The 14995-nt window shown below is 27.7% G+C and carries 14 protein-coding genes; 8 read left to right on the top strand and 6 right to left on the bottom strand.

The genetic code is table 11. From position 1 onward, the window contains the following. Window positions 1-23 precede the first annotated feature (23 nt). The 4 genes from rpl12p (at window position 24) to QZ146_RS05575 (ending at window position 5847) form a co-directional block, all read left to right on the top strand. Entirely contained in the window at window positions 24-332 is a 309-nt protein-coding gene (gene rpl12p / locus QZ146_RS05590; RefSeq protein WP_295722678.1) for a 50S ribosomal protein P1, read from the top strand. Between the two features lie 539 nt (window positions 333-871). Then, window positions 872-3586, top strand: a complete 2715-nt coding sequence (gene alaS, locus QZ146_RS05585) for an alanine--tRNA ligase (protein ID WP_295722677.1) — start codon at window positions 872-874, stop codon at window positions 3584-3586. 107 nt (window positions 3587-3693) lie between these two features. Further along, a complete protein-coding gene (gene thiI, locus QZ146_RS05580) occupies window positions 3694-4848 on the top strand; it encodes a tRNA uracil 4-sulfurtransferase ThiI (protein ID WP_295722676.1) in 1155 nt (384 codons plus the stop codon). A gap of 849 nt (window positions 4849-5697) precedes the next feature. Further along, window positions 5698-5847 (top strand): hypothetical protein, encoded by a 150-nt coding sequence (locus QZ146_RS05575; RefSeq protein WP_295722675.1) that lies wholly within the window; start codon window positions 5698-5700, stop codon window positions 5845-5847. A gap of 267 nt (window positions 5848-6114) precedes the next feature. Here the strand turns inward: QZ146_RS05575 and QZ146_RS05570 are convergent, their stop codons facing one another. The 5 genes from QZ146_RS05570 to QZ146_RS05555 all read right to left on the bottom strand — a co-directional run bounded on the left by QZ146_RS05570 (window position 6115) and on the right by QZ146_RS05555 (window position 8479). After that, the gene (locus QZ146_RS05570; RefSeq protein ID WP_295722674.1) at window positions 6115-6429 is read right to left on the bottom strand and encodes a hypothetical protein; all 315 of its coding nucleotides are present in this window, start codon (window positions 6427-6429) and stop codon (window positions 6115-6117) included. Window positions 6430-6911: 482 nt separating this feature from the next. Continuing rightward, window positions 6912-7430, bottom strand: a complete 519-nt coding sequence (locus tag QZ146_RS05565; protein WP_295722673.1) for a metallophosphoesterase — start codon at window positions 7428-7430, stop codon at window positions 6912-6914. Window positions 7431-7530: 100 nt separating this feature from the next. Next, on the bottom strand, window positions 7531-7989 hold the full coding sequence (locus QZ146_RS05560; protein WP_295722672.1) for a hypothetical protein: 459 nt from the start codon (window positions 7987-7989) through the stop codon (window positions 7531-7533). A gap of 57 nt (window positions 7990-8046) precedes the next feature. Continuing rightward, the gene (locus tag QZ146_RS08860; protein WP_365316732.1) at window positions 8047-8205 is read right to left on the bottom strand and encodes a hypothetical protein; all 159 of its coding nucleotides are present in this window, start codon (window positions 8203-8205) and stop codon (window positions 8047-8049) included. A gap of 13 nt (window positions 8206-8218) precedes the next feature. Further along, window positions 8219-8479 (bottom strand): NAD(P)H-dependent oxidoreductase, encoded by a 261-nt coding sequence (locus tag QZ146_RS05555; RefSeq protein ID WP_295722671.1) that lies wholly within the window; start codon window positions 8477-8479, stop codon window positions 8219-8221. Window positions 8480-8863: 384 nt separating this feature from the next. On the opposite strand from QZ146_RS05555, the gene QZ146_RS05550 reads away from it, so the two are divergent. The 4 genes from QZ146_RS05550 to QZ146_RS05535 all read left to right on the top strand — a co-directional run bounded on the left by QZ146_RS05550 (window position 8864) and on the right by QZ146_RS05535 (window position 13866). Then, the gene (locus QZ146_RS05550; RefSeq protein WP_295722670.1) at window positions 8864-10417 is read left to right on the top strand and encodes an ABC transporter permease/substrate-binding protein; all 1554 of its coding nucleotides are present in this window, start codon (window positions 8864-8866) and stop codon (window positions 10415-10417) included. A 5-nt stretch (window positions 10418-10422) separates the two neighbouring features. After that, window positions 10423-11283 carry an ABC transporter ATP-binding protein gene (locus tag QZ146_RS05545; RefSeq protein WP_295722669.1) on the top strand — a complete coding sequence of 287 codons (861 nt, stop codon included), beginning with the start codon at window positions 10423-10425 and terminating at the stop codon, window positions 11281-11283. A 217-nt stretch (window positions 11284-11500) separates the two neighbouring features. Then, a complete protein-coding gene (fbp, locus tag QZ146_RS05540) occupies window positions 11501-12601 on the top strand; it encodes a fructose-1,6-bisphosphate aldolase/phosphatase (RefSeq protein ID WP_295722668.1) in 1101 nt (366 codons plus the stop codon). Between the two features lie 311 nt (window positions 12602-12912). Then, window positions 12913-13866: a malate dehydrogenase gene (locus tag QZ146_RS05535; protein WP_295722694.1), complete on the top strand. Its 954-nt coding sequence runs from the start codon at window positions 12913-12915 to the stop codon at window positions 13864-13866. A 253-nt stretch (window positions 13867-14119) separates the two neighbouring features. Here QZ146_RS05535 and QZ146_RS05530 read toward each other — a convergent pair whose 3' ends face one another. After that, on the bottom strand, window positions 14120-14716 hold the full coding sequence (locus tag QZ146_RS05530) for an L-threonylcarbamoyladenylate synthase (protein ID WP_295722667.1): 597 nt from the start codon (window positions 14714-14716) through the stop codon (window positions 14120-14122). Window positions 14717-14995 lie beyond the last annotated feature (279 nt).

Below are 14995 nucleotides of genomic sequence, written 5' to 3'. Positions count from 1 at the left end.
AATAGAAAAATAATGGTGATAACATGGAATATATATATGCGGCAATGATTTTGCATACTACTGATAAAGAAATTAATGAAGAAAACGTAACTAAAATTCTCGAAGCAGCTGGTGTCGATGTTGATGATGCTAGAGTAAAAGCTTTAATCGCAGCATTAGAAGATGTTGATATAGAAGAAGCTATGGAAACTAGTGCTATGGCAGCAGCTCCTGTTGCTGCAGCTCCTGCAGCTGCTGAAGCTCCTGCTGAAGAGGAAGCAGTAGAGGAAGAAGAAGATGAAGAAGAAGCTGAAGAAGAAGCAGCAGCTGGTTTAGGTGCTCTCTTCGGTTAGATTAATTCGTTAATTTTTTCTAAAAGAAATTAGTTTAAAACTAATTTCTCTACTCTTTTTTTATTATAATTTAATTGATTATCTTGGTTTTCAAATATTTTTTATATTAGGCTTTTTTCATTATAATACTTATTTTTATCTAATAAAATTAAAGAATCTTTATTTATGTAATAAGTCTATTTCAATAAATTAATATTAGTATTTAATATTGTTTTTTCCTTTTTTAGAATATTTTTGCACGGATTTTATAAAATTTTAAATTTAATATTCTCTTTTTTTTTAAATTATTCTTACTTTTATGTATTTTTAATAAGTTCACTGACTATTTTTTCCATTTTTTTCATTATTTGACTTAATTTTATTAATCTAAGTTTTATCAAGATTTATAAGTGATTAGAATTTTAATACTAAATTTTTGAATTTATATTTAAGATAATCAAATATTAAATAATAAAAAAAATAAATATAGTTTTATTATGAAACTTTTGTTTTTATAATCATTATTTATTATAATTTTTTTAATTAAGATTTAAGTTGATATGATGGAAATATTTGACAAATTAGGATATAAAAAATATAAATGTAAAAAATGTGGTCATGATTTCTATTCTCAAGTTGAAAGGGATACCTGTGGAGATGCTCCATGTGATGAATATGATTTTATTGGAAACCCTGCAACTGACAGACCATATGATTTATATGAAATTCAAAAAACATTTAAAGAATTTTTAGAAGGTGAAGGCCACACTGCAGTAAACCGTTATCCTGTTCTTGCTAAAAGATGGAGGGATGATGTATTTTTAGTAGGTGCTAGTATATTCTGTTTCCAGCCATGGGTTACTTCAGGTATTGTAGAACCTCCAGCTAATCCTCTTGAGATAGCTCAACCTTCTATTCGTTTAAATGATGTAGATAATGTAGGTAGGACTGGCCGTCATATGACCTGTTTTACAATGGGGTCACATACTGTAATCAATAAACCTGATAATTTCATTTATTGGGAAGATAGATGTATTGAATTGTGTGATAAGTTTTTTGAAAGTATTGGAATAAATACTAAAGAATTAACTTATATTACATCTTGGTGGGAAGGTGGAGGTAATGAAGGGCCTTGTTATGAGGTTATGTGTAGAGGAGTAGAACTTGCTACACTTGTTTTCATGCAATATAGAACTTTACCAGATGGAGGAAGAGAGGAGATACCAATCAAAGTAGTTGATACTGGTTATGGCCTAGAACGTATTGCTTGGATTTCACAGGGAACTCCTACTGCATATGATGCATGTTTTTCACCTGTAATTGAAAAACTTAAAAATATTACAAATGTTGAACTTAATGAAGAAATTTTAGCTGAAAGTGCAAGAATAGCAGGTTTAATGGATATTGAAGATTATGCTGATTTAAGAATGCTTAGACAAAAGGTAGCCGATAAATTAAATATTTCAATTGAAGAATTACTAGAATCATCAGAACCTATGGAAGCAATATATATTATTGCAGATCATACTCGTTGTTTGGCTTTCATGCTTACAGATGGAATTATACCTTCAAATGTTAAAGAGGGTTATCTTGCAAGATTAATATTAAGAAGAACTATTCGTTATATGAATCAATTAAATATGGATGAATCTCTAACAGAGATTATGGCCATACAACTTGATTTTTTAAAAGATTTCTATCCGGAAATTAGTGATTCTCAAGAACATATTATGAATATTATAAGTCTTGAAGAAGATAGATATGCTGCAACTATTGAAAAAGGTAAAAAAACAGTTAAAAGAACTATTAAAAAATTGAAAAAAGAAGGTAAAGTTGAAATGCCTTTAGAAACCTTGATAAATTTGTATGATGCGCAAGGTATGCCTCCTGAAACTGTTAAAGAACTTGCAGGAGATAATTTTGAGGTTAATATTCCTGATAACTTCTTTACAATAGTAGCAGATAGACACGAAAAAGAAGATATAAAAGTTAAAGATATCTACAAATTTAACTATCCTGAAACAGATTTATTATTCTATAAAGATTTCTTTAAAAAAGAATTTAATGGTAAACTTTTAGGTGTGGAAATTATTAAGGATAAGATTAATCTAGTTTTCAATCAAAGTATTTTCTATCCTGAAGGAGGAGGTCAACCTGCTGATATGGGTAAGGTGACCATTAAAGGTAAAGATTACTTTATTGATTATGTATCAAAAATAGATAATATTGTTCTTCATCATGTTAAAAGTGATGATGATAAGTTATATGATGAATTAAATTCATTAATCGGTGAAGAGGTATATGGTCAAATACAATGGGATAGGAGAATAAGTCATGCAAGACATCACACTGCAACTCACCTTGTAATTGCGGCTGCAAGAAAAGTTTTAGGTGATCATATTTGGCAAGCAGGTGCACAAAAAGGTGTTAAAAGGTCTCGTATAGATTTATCTCATTATAAACGTATATCACAAGAAGAATTAGATGAAATTGAAAAATTAGCAAATTCTTATGTTATGGATAATATCTCACTTGATATTAAGTGGTTTACAAAAGATGAAGCTCTTAAAAATTATGGTTTAATATTGTTCCAAGGGGGTGTTGTGCCTGGCAATGAAATTCGTGTTGTTAAAGTTCCAGGTGTAGATGTACAAGCTTGTGCAGGTACACATGTTCCTAAAACTGGAGATGTTGGTATGATTAAAATCATTAAAACAGAAAGAGTTCAAGACGGTGTTGAAAGGATTGAATACTCTGCTGGACTTGCAGCAGTAGATGCTATACAGGAAGAAAATAATATTCTTCGTCAAAGTTCAGATACATTTAAAGTTCCTTCAGACCAACTTCCAAAAACTTGTGAAAGGTTCTTCAGTGAATGGAAACAATACAAAAATGAAATTACAAAACTTAAAGAAGAAATTGCTTCTTTAAAAATAAGTACTCTTACAATTAATGTTGTAGATCTTAATGGTTTGAAAGTATTAAAAGAAATCATTGATGGTGATATTAAAGATCTTCAAAATATTGCAACAGACTTTACAGATAATGATAAGGCAGATGTTGTAATTATTGGAAACAATGAAGGTAAAATAGTACTTGCTGCATCACAATATGCTATTGATGAAGGTGTAGAAGTTAATAATATTATTAGGGATGCTGCAGCTGTTTTAGGTGGTGGTGGCGGAGGCCGTCCTACTTTAGCACAAGGTGCAGGACCTAATAATGATAAAATGAATGAAGCTTTAGATAAAGCATTTTCATTAATAGGTCATTAGTTTAATTTTATTAAACTTATTCCATCTTTTTTTATTTATTTTTCAAAAACATTTATAATTTTGTTTACAATTCAAAAATTCACTTATACTAAATTTCAGGTGGTAATATGGATTATGATTTAATTCTTATACGTTATGGTGAATTAGCATTAAAAAGTAGTAAAATTAGAGGAAGATTTGAAAGGAGATTAATGGATAATATTCACTCTTCTATTGATGGAGAAATTACAAAAGATCAAGGTAGACTTTTTCTTAAACCTAAAAACTTTAATTATGCACTAGATAAATTAAATAAAATATTTGGTATAGTTTCATATTCTCCAGTTATTAAAACAAAAACTACAAAAGAAAATATTATACAATCTTTATCTCAATTTACTAAACATCTAATTGATGAGGGTATTATTAAAGAAAGTTATACTTTTGCAATAAGGTCTCGTCGTGTCGGTAATCATAATTTCACATCACAGGAGTTAGGAGCTTTTTGTGGAGGGGTGGTAATAGATACAATACCTTTAAAGGTAGACTTAACCAATCCTGATGTGGAAATTTTTGTTGAAGTTCGTGATAATGATGTATATATTTATACAGAAAAAATTGATGGTCCCGGTGGACTTCCACTTGGAACACAAGGTAAAGTAATTGTTCTTTTATCTAGTGGTATTGATTCTCCGGTTGCAGCATATTTAATGATGAAAAGAGGATGTTCAATAACAGCATTACATTTTGATAATAGTCCATTTACAACTGATGAGGCAAGGGCTAATTTTAATGATTTAGTTGATAAATTAGAGGAATACTCTTCAGGAGCTCCTATAAAAAGAAGAGTAGTTCCTTATGGAGAATATTTGTCTTGTTGTAAAGAGAAAGGTCCTGAAAAGATGACTTGTGTTTTATGTAAGGCAGGTATGTATAGAACAGCTGAAATGCTTGCAAAAGATATGAATGCTCTAGCAATTGTTGATGGTAGTAGTGTTGGTCAAGTTGCATCTCAAACACTTAAAAATATTCTTGCAACACGTTATGGTACTGAAATACCAATTTTAAGTCCTCTTATAGGTATGGATAAATTAGAAACCACTCGTATAGCAGAAAAGATAGGTACTTTTGAAATATCTAAAAGAGATGATGGAGGATGTAGTGCTGTACCTAAATATCCTGAAACTCGAACAGAGGTATATAGATTAAATAAGGCTAAAGAAGATATAAGTTTTAATAATTTGATTTTTAAGGTATTTAAAAATATTATTAATGAAAAATAATGTTTTTACCTTTTAAATATAACCTTAAATAATTCAATAATTTTATTTTATTTCATTTTATTTTTTTAATTCAATTTAGAAACTAATTTTCTTTAATATCCTTTATTTTTTTTATGTACTATTTCGAATAATTAGTTTAAAATTAATTATTACCAATTAACTCATATAATGAAGATTTTTTTTAGGATTGCCTATTATTTTTATTTATATTATATAAATGATTCTGCATTTACAATTATTATCTAATAGTATATAGTACATATATGTGTTGTGTGTATGGAATGTAAAAAAATATACAAAATTAATCCTTGGATGTGTTTATTTAAAAATAGATATGCACAAATGCTAAGTTAATCTTTATATATGTACAATTATTGTATCGAAAATCGTTTAAATTATCTAGCAAATATTTCTGATTTTTCATTTCTTATAGGTATAAACGATAATATTTATTATTTGCAAACTAATACTATTTTATGAGAAAATTTTTGATCGTTTCATTAAAACCCAATGTAAAGCAATAATAGTTATTGCCGTGTTAAATATCTTTCAAAGCATATTTCTAGTTGAAATAATTGACTTGTTTATTTATGCTTTAACTGGGGTTAAAAAACAAAATATCAATTTGATTTTTAAATCGTTATAAAAGAGCCTAATAAAGAGACACTAAACATTAAACAACTATTTAAAAATAATTATTTAATTATTACAGAAGCACTTGAAGATATAGCAAAAAACATTCAGTGAAGAAAAAACAATCTCTGAAATAGATATGCATATAATAGTAAAGAATGAAATGATATTGAGATTTATTTATAACGGCAGAAATATTTAATGGAGGAAAAAAATTTGAATATTAAAAGAGTATTGATTGCATTATTTGTTTTATCCCTTTTAATTGGTTGTGTTCATGCTACAAATGTAAAGGATTTCAAAATTAATGGTCCTGTTAAAGAATTATCCAGTAATGATAACTATGTAGTACATGTTATTAAATAAAATACAATTTAAATGTTTACAAGATTATGAATATCAATTAAAACAAGATAAAGACCCTGTGTTTAAAGTAAAATCAATGGATTAAATGAAGAGTCATTTGATTTCTGGAAATAATTTTTCTTCTTGAATTCATATTTTTTAAAATGGATGATTAAAATTTAATTTTATCTTTCTATTAATGTTTTAAAATCTAACTTCGATTTCTTTAATATCTACACCGCTACTAACAGGATATTTATGATAATATGTATCTATTTCTCCATTATCTCATTCACTCCATTTCCATTCTCCGTCCATATAGAAATAAGCTCTTGATTCATAGGAGTTTCTATCCATAATTTTACCATTTTTATATAAAAAGACTTCAAATCCTCCTACTTCACCTCCTCTCCATTTAGTTGCCTCAACAGTGTATTCACCAACATTTTTTCTTACATTTTTATCAAATTCAGGTACTATGGTTATGGTATGAGGTGAATTACTTGTAGATTTTGATGAATTTTTTTCCAATTTCTTTGCATTTATGCTTTTACTTATTGAACAGGATTTAAATTTATTATTTCCTTCAAATTTACAATTCACAGTATATTTTTCCTGTTTTATTTATTAAGATTTTTCTCTCTCCTTTTAAATTAGTTTTAATATCTCTTTTTCAATGGTTTTTCCATCATTTCCTATAAGTGTAACATGTATTCGTTAGAAATACCATTTCCATTTAAATCATTTAAGGATACTTTCAGATAATGGCCTTTATAAACTTCTTTATTGTGAATAGTTAATTTACAATCTTTCCTTGTTTAATGAAGGTGTAACAATAAATATTCCAACAATAAGAATCAGGATAATAACACATAAAAGAACCATAATTATTTTTTCATTTTTCATATTTAGTTTACCTGCAAATTTTAATTAAATAATTTCATTATATTTTAATCCAGTTGTTTCGTAAAATAAGTATTTAAAAATTAATTAAAACACAAAATTACTGTTAAAAATTTAAACATATTTTTTTATTTTTGACTTAATAATAGATTTTTATAGACAATTTTTTTTAATTTTAATCATTATACTATTTTTATAAATTTAACATTTACTTGATCTAATTTACTTGCATATTCTTCTTTTTCTTTTTCATTTATTGTTAATATTGCGATGGAAGGTTCACTTTTTATTGGTTTATTAGGACTTCCAGGATTTACTAATAATATGCCTTTTTCTTTTTTAAGGTGTGGTTTATGGCTGTGTCCACTTATTAAAATATTGGCATCATGTTTTTGTGCAAATTTAAAGTATTTATTATAATCTCCTCTTGGAAGTTTATCTCCATGTGTTAATAATATCCTTAGATTGTGAATTTCTATTATTTCTACTGATTTTAAATTAAGACTTTTATTGTTTCTATCATTGTTACCTTCAACTGCTATTATTGGTGCAATTTGATTTAATTTATCTAAAACTTTTTGTGAATTTATATCTCCTGCATGTAGTATTAAATCCATCCCTTTAAAGGCTTCTAATACTTTATTTGATAATTTTCCTCTTGATTTGCTTATATGAGTATCTGATATTAATCCTATTTTCATTGTTTTACCTATTTTTTCATTGTTAATATATTTTATTGAGGCCAATACATATTTAATTTAATTTAAATTTTCAAAAAATAACTAAAAAGACTTTAAAACTTTATTGGTCCATTTGATCAAAACCAAAAACCTTTTTTGCAAGTCCAAATCCTATTGGATTAATTATTATGTTAAGCAGTAGGTATGCAGTTACCCACCTTAAAGGCCACAGATATAACAGTAAATCTATTGCCATTCCCTTAGGAAGGTTGAATATTGCAGGCATGATAAAACTTATCATAAAACTTATGAAGAATAATGATGGATTCCACAATCCCCTACTGTCCCGGTTAGAATTGAAGTTGAATACCTTTTTTCCAAGTTCAAATCCTATTGGATAAATAATTATGGTAAGCAGTAGATATGCAGTCACCCATCTTAAAGGCCACATATACAGGCACAAATCAGGTTCAAGACCAGGTAAACCGATAGCATAGGGAACTGCTATTCCAAAAATCACTGCCATAATCATACTCATCATCAGACTGATAAAGAATATTGCAGGGTTCCATAATCTCATGTTTTGCCTCACTTTTTTGTGTTTCGTAAAATAAGTATTTAAGGAATTAAATAAAACCTACTTTATCTTTTTGTTAATTTCTTCTTTGAGGATTTTGACACATTTTTCTCCTTCACCATCTAGTCGGAATGGGTCTTTGCTTGAAAGATTATACGGTTTTAGGATTTTTCCCACTTCAATTGTTTGTTTTACGTTTATTTCTTTGTTTTTTAAAATTTTATTTACACAATTATTTGAACATCCGTTTATTGCTATTATGGGGTATTTTTTTAGCAGGGGTTATTTTTTCAATTATAGGTTTAATTTCATTATAATGGGGACATTTATCCTCACCTTCCATAAAGCATAAAAAACATCCTTTACACATTCCAATATCTTCTTTTAAAAGATGAATTTCTTCATAATCTCCAGGAATATTATTTTTCACTTCTTCAACTACACTCCAAGTATTTTTTTTCCTCGGGCTTCCATTTATTATTAGACACTTCATTTTTAGATATATATAATTTTTAATATATTATCTTTAGGGAGGTTTTTTAATTTTATTAATTTTACTAATGGATTTTTAAAAAATTTTTATCTATTAAATCTTAAGTTTCAAGAATTATTTTTAAATAGATAAGTTTATTAAGTTTAAAATATATACCTTTTAGTGTTCATTGATTATTTTTATACAGTGTATAATTTTTAATTAATTTATTTTACTCAATTATTTTAACATTTTTTTATTCATGGATTGTTAAAAACATATAATAAAATATAACACTGTTTATTATAATTACATGCTATCAATTTTTATAAATAATCATATATTTATTAATTAATCATTTCAAAATTATTCATTGAAAAAAAATATTTGTTTAGAGGTGAAAAAATGATCGGTGATTTGTTAAATGTATTAATGAGTCAGTCCGATTTCTTTTTAAATCTTATTATAGAACATTTGCAAATATCACTTATTTCTGTTATATTTGCAATAATTATTGGACTTGGACTTGGTATTACTGTTAGTGAATATCCAAGAAATAAATGGATTTTAACAGTAATAAATATTATTTATACTATTCCATCTATTGCTTTATTTGGTTTTTTAATACCTGTTGCAGGTGTTGGGGATACTAATGCAATTATTGCCCTTACTGTTTATGGACTTTTACCTATGGTAAGAAATACATATACTGGTATTAAAACAATAGATCCGGGAATTATTGAAGCAGCTAAAGGTATGGGTAGTACTGATAGGCAAATTTTATTTAAAATTAAAGTACCTTTAGCATTACCTCATATTATGTCTGCTATACGTAATATGACGGTTATGACTATTGCACTTACAGGTGTTGCATCATTTATTGGTGCAGGTGGACTTGGTGTTGCAATTTATCGTGGTCTTACAACTAACAATATTACCTTAGTAATTGCAGGTAGTATTTTAATATCTATTCTTGCTCTTGTTATTGACTTTATTTTAGCAGGTGTTGAAAAAATTGTTGCTGTTGGCCATTCAAGGAAAAAATTATTCTCAATATTCACAAATAAAAAATTTATTGCTGTTTTGTTAATCTTAGTACTTTCTGCTGGAGCATATTTTGCATATGATAACAATGCTCATAAAACAATACATATTGGAGGTAAAGCTTTTACCGAACAATATATTATGGGTTATATGTTGAAAGAACTTATTGAAGATCAAACCGATTACCATGTAGATTTTACAGGAGGAATAGCAGGTGGAACTCCTACTATACAAGGAGGTATGGCTAATGGTGATTTTGATTTGTATTCTGATTATACGGGGGTGGTCTGGATGACGGTATTGTCGAATACAGGTTTGTATAATGAGTCTATGTTTAATCAATTAAATAATCAATTAAAAAGCGAATTAAATGAGACTATGTTAGAACCATATGGATTTGAAAATACTTATGCAATAGCGGTTCCTAAAGATGTTGCAGAAAAATATAATCTTAAAACAGTATCTGATTTAAGACCAGTTGCAAATCAATTAACCTTTGGTGCAGAGTCAGATTACTTCTCTAGAGCAGATGGTTTTGATAATCTTACAAAGACTTATAATTTAAAATTTAAAGATACTATGGATTTAGATGTAAGTTTAAAATATGATGCTGTTGAACAAGGAAAAATTGATGTTGTTGAAGTTTATACAACTGATGGTAGATTATACGGATCTGACCTTGTTATTCTTGATGATGATTTAAATTTCTTCCCATCCTATTATGCTCTTCCTTTAATACGTGAAGAGTCATTAAAAAAGTATCCGGATTTAGTTCCAGTTTTAAACAAATTAAAAGGCCAAATTTCTACAGAAGACATGATTAAAATGAATTATGAAGTAGATGTTGAGAAAAAAGATCCAAAAGATGTAGCTCACGAATTTTTAGTACGTAAAGGTCTTGTATCTAGTAGGTGATTTTTATGAGTGATAATATTATTGAATTTCATAATGTAAAAAAATCCTATGGTGATGAGGTTATTATACCTAATCTTAATTTAAATATTGAAAGAGGAGATTTTTTAACAATTATTGGTAGTTCTGGTTGTGGAAAAACTACAATGTTAAAGATGATTAACCGACTAATTAATCCTGATGAGGGTGATATTTTAATTAATGGTAAAGATATTGCTGATATTGATGTTATTAAATTAAGAAGAAGTATTGGTTATTCAATTCAAGGTACAATGCTATTTCCACATTTAACTATCCGTGAAAACATATCATATGTCCCAGATTTAATTGCTGAAGATGATAAGAAAGCTTTTGAATATGAATCTCATCATGATAATAAATTAAAAAAAATCAAGGTTAAAAAGGATAAACAATTAAAAGAGAAAGAAAAATCTATAGATGAACATAAACATGAAGAAATTAATAAATGGCTTGATATCGTAGGTTTGGATTATTCTTTACTTGAACGTTTTCCTCATGAATTGTCTGGAGGTCAAAAACAAAGAGTTGGAATTGCAAGAGCGTTGGCTGCATCACCTAAAATCCTCCTTATGGATGAACCATTCGGTGCAGTTGATGAAATTACACGTGGCCAACTTCAAAAGGAAATAAAAAATATTCACAAAAAAACTAATATTACAATTATATTTATTACACACGATATTGATGAAGCATTATATCTTGGAAATCATGTTATTGTTATGGATAAAGGTGAAATTAATCAATATGATGTACCTTCAGAAATTTTATATAATCCTGCAACACCTTTTGTTGAGAAATTATGTGAGCGAACTAAGGATATTATTGAAGATAGAAATAATAAAACTTAGTTTTTAATTATATTCTTTTTATTAATCTAGAATATTAGATTTTGTTTGATTTATAATACATAAAAATATATAATATATTAATTAAAAATAATAGTGTTAAATATAATCATAGATAAGAAAATCTTATTTATATTATTGTTTCCCTTGTTGTGGAAAGCTATAATATCTTTTGATTTTGCTAATCTAAGTTAATAACTTTTAATATTGAGGTGTTTTAATGAAAACTACTATAAGTGTTATTAAAGCTGATATTGGTAGTGTCTCAGGACACTGTGTTTCACATCCTGCTTTAATGGAAAAATGTGATGAAGTATTGGACAAAGCTTTAGAAGAATCTATTCTTAATGATTATTATATTTCTCGTTGTGGAGATGATATTGATCTTATTATGACTCACACTAATGGAGAGTTAAATGAAGAAGTTCATAAAGTAGCTTATGATGCATTTTTACAAGCTAGTGAACTTGCACGTGAAATGAAATTATATGGTGCAGGTCAAGATTTATTAAATGATACTTTTTCAGGTAATATTAAAGGTATGGGTCCAGGTATTGCTGAAATGGAATTTAAAGAAAGACCTAGTGATCCTGTTATAGTTTACTGTTGTGATAAAACTGAACCAGGTGCTTTTAACTTACCTCTCTATAAAATGTTTGCAGATCCATTTAACACTGCAGGACTTGTAATTGACCCTAAATTACACGACGGATTTAAATTTGAAGTATATGATGTTATTGAAAATAAAAAAGTTGTCTTAAATTGTCCTGAAGAAATGTATGATTTACTTGCATTAATTGGTTCTACTGGAAGATATGTAATTAAAAGAATATGGCATAAAAACGGAGAAATTGCAGCTTCTGTAAGTACTGAAAGATTAAACTTAATGGCAGGAAAATATGTTGGTAAAGATGACCCTGCAGCTATTGTACGTGCACAATCTGGTTTCCCTGCTGCTGGTGAATGTGTAGAACCATTTGCTTTCCCTCATTTGGTTACTGGATGGATGAGAGGTTCTCATAATGGACCTTTAATGCCTGTATCTGAAGAATATGCTAATCCTGTAAGATTTGATGGGCCTCCTAGAGTTATAGGTTTAGGTTTCCAAATTGCAGATGCAAAATTAGTTGGACCTGTAGATATCTTTGATGATCCTTCATTTGATGAAACTAGAAGGATGGCTTCTAGAGCTGCAACTTATATTAGAAGACATGGTCCTTTCGAGCCACACAGATTACCTGCTGAAGAAATGGAATACACTTCCCTTCCAGGTGTTATGGATAAACTCAAACCAAGATTTGAAGATATGGGTGATGATTAAATTTAATCATCTTTTCTTACTTTTTTTCTTTTTTAATATTTTTTGATTTTTTATTGCTTACTAATTTTAAATTTTTTAATTTCACAATATGATTATTTGACTATTTTCTCCTTTTTTAATTATTTATTTAGTTTTTTAAAATTTTTCACCATTAGCAAGTCATTTTTATAATATCTGCCATTTTTTTTATAAGTGCTAGTTATTTTTATAATAGTGACCACTTTTTTATAATTAACAATTTATTTTTATAAAAGACACCATTTTTTTATTTAGTAAGTTATTTTTATATGAGACGACAATATTATATTATGGTGAAAGTAACTATTTTTGGAGCAACTGGAACAATAGGTAAAACTGTTACATTTAAATTAGCTAGTACTGATATAGTGGATGAAATTGTTTTATTTACAAGAAAAACTAGTATTGATAAAGCCACTGGTGAAGTATTTGATATGTACGATGCACTAGCTGCAGAGGATATTGATTGTAAATTAATTCCTTCTTATGATTATAATGATATTCGAAATTCAGATATTGTTCTAATATCTGCGGGTACTCATAGAAGTAAAGGAATGAACAGGCTCGAGTTAGCAATACCCAACGCTAAAATTGTACAGGAATATGCTAAACAAACTGCTATTTACGCTCCAAATGCTATTATTTTAGTTACAACTAATCCTGTAGATGTTATGACTAATATTGCTCTTGAGGCATCTGGATTTAATAGGAGGAAAGTCATTGGTCTTGGAAACCATTTAGATTCACTTCGTCTTAAAACTTATCTTTCAAAACATCTTAATATTAATAGTAGGGAGGTTCATACAAGGGTTGTAGGGGAACATGGTGATCATATGGTTCCTCTTTTAAGTTCAACAACTATTGGAGGTCTTCCATTAAACTATTTTGCCGAACCAACTTCTCTTGATGTACCAGATATTGTTAACCGTTTGAAAACTGCAGGTAATACTATTATTGGTAAAAAAGGAGCAACAGAATATGGGCCAGCTTATGCAATTAGTAATTTAATTAAAACTATTCTTACAGACAGCCATAAAATACTCACTGTCAGTATATATCTTCAAGGAGAAATTCTAGGTGTGAGTGATGTATGTTTAGGTGTTCCTGTTATATTATATAGGCACGGTATTTTATTTATTGTGCCTATTACTATGAATGACGATGAAAAAGAAGAATTTTTAAAAGCTAGTAAGTCTATTAAAGATGTTACTGAAAAAGTCCGCCAATACCTTAAAGATAATCCTTAATTGTATATTTTAATTTATTATTTCATTCATTATTTTAATTTATTAGTTCATTATATTTTTTTAAATAAAATTTAGTAAATTTTCAAAGAAAAATTATTCTTATTATTTTAAAGAAAGCTATTATCTAACAGGTAGTTTGTAATTTAAAATTAAATATAAGCATAATATTTGAATTATATGAATTGTATTTTAAAATATTTATTTAATTTTTAAGTTCATCTATATAATATACTCTATATATGGGCAGATATTTTCATTTAGAACTTTTACCTTTTCGAACAAGTGAGGCTTTCTCTTTTGTAAGATCGATTATAGTTGAAGGTGTAGAAGATTTTATAGGGCCTATATCCATAATCAAATCCACATCTCCTTTTAGCTGTTTTACTATTTTTTCAGGGTTTGTTAAAACCTCTTCATCAGAAATATTAGCACTTGTTGTTGTTATTGGGAAATTCATACTAAGAAGTCTGGATATAGTATTATCGGGGATGCGAACTCCTACTTTTGAAGTATAGGATGTTACAAGTGGAGGAACAATATCTCTTTTTTTAAGTAGGAATGTATAGGGGCCGGGAAGATAATTTTCCATTATTTTCTTATTTTCCTCACTAATATCTGCGATTAATGATAATCCTTCAAAATTTGATACTGAAACGGATAATGGTTTTTTAAAACTTCTTTGTTTGATTTTATAAACTCTTCGAACCCCTTTTTCTGAGAAAATATTGGCACCTAATCCATAGATGGTGTCGGTAGGATATAATATTACACCATCATCCTTTAAAATATCTATGGCTTTATTGATTAAATCCATATCCGGATTATCTACATTTAACTTAAATTGTTTCATAGTTTATACCAATGATTAATTCTTTTAATAATTTATGCCCATAAAAAATTTAATATTAACTTTATTTATTTATAATAATTTATATTAACTTATTAATAATACTTAAATTATTATTTTTCAAAAGTAAATTAAAACCAAAAATTTCATTTTTTTTTAAAATGAGGCCGTGACATGTAAGGGCATATGTTTGTGAAAATAACTGTTGTAATACCACAAAATCTTAATAAAGAGCAAAAAAAATTACTTAGAAAATTTGCTGAAGTTAGTGGTGAAGACATT

It is taken from the genome of uncultured Methanobrevibacter sp. (assembly GCF_905235195.1).
GTDB lineage: Archaea > Methanobacteriota > Methanobacteria > Methanobacteriales > Methanobacteriaceae > Methanarmilla.
Note: the sequence above shows the minus strand (reverse complement) of the source record. Positions and strands in the feature narration are given on the sequence as shown.

Excerpts from the sequence above, each read along its gene's own strand:
- QZ146_RS05565 (WP_295722673.1), bottom strand. The coding sequence starts at position 7,430 with ATGAAAATAGGATTAATATCAGATACTCATATAAGCAAATCAAGAGGA.
- thiI (WP_295722676.1), top strand. The coding sequence starts at position 3,694 with ATGGATTATGATTTAATTCTTATACGTTATGGTGAATTAGCATTAAAA.
- fbp (WP_295722668.1), top strand. The coding sequence starts at position 11,501 with ATGAAAACTACTATAAGTGTTATTAAAGCTGATATTGGTAGTGTCTCA.
- alaS (WP_295722677.1), top strand. The coding sequence starts at position 872 with ATGATGGAAATATTTGACAAATTAGGATATAAAAAATATAAATGTAAA.
- QZ146_RS05555 (WP_295722671.1), bottom strand. The coding sequence starts at position 8,479 with ATGAAGTGTCTAATAATAAATGGAAGCCCGAGGAAAAAAAATACTTGG.
- QZ146_RS05530 (WP_295722667.1), bottom strand. The coding sequence starts at position 14,716 with ATGAAACAATTTAAGTTAAATGTAGATAATCCGGATATGGATTTAATC.
- rpl12p (WP_295722678.1), top strand. The coding sequence starts at position 24 with ATGGAATATATATATGCGGCAATGATTTTGCATACTACTGATAAAGAA.
- QZ146_RS05560 (WP_295722672.1), bottom strand. The coding sequence starts at position 7,989 with ATGAGATTATGGAACCCTGCAATATTCTTTATCAGTCTGATGATGAGT.
- QZ146_RS05550 (WP_295722670.1), top strand. The coding sequence starts at position 8,864 with ATGATCGGTGATTTGTTAAATGTATTAATGAGTCAGTCCGATTTCTTT.
- QZ146_RS05545 (WP_295722669.1), top strand. The coding sequence starts at position 10,423 with ATGAGTGATAATATTATTGAATTTCATAATGTAAAAAAATCCTATGGT.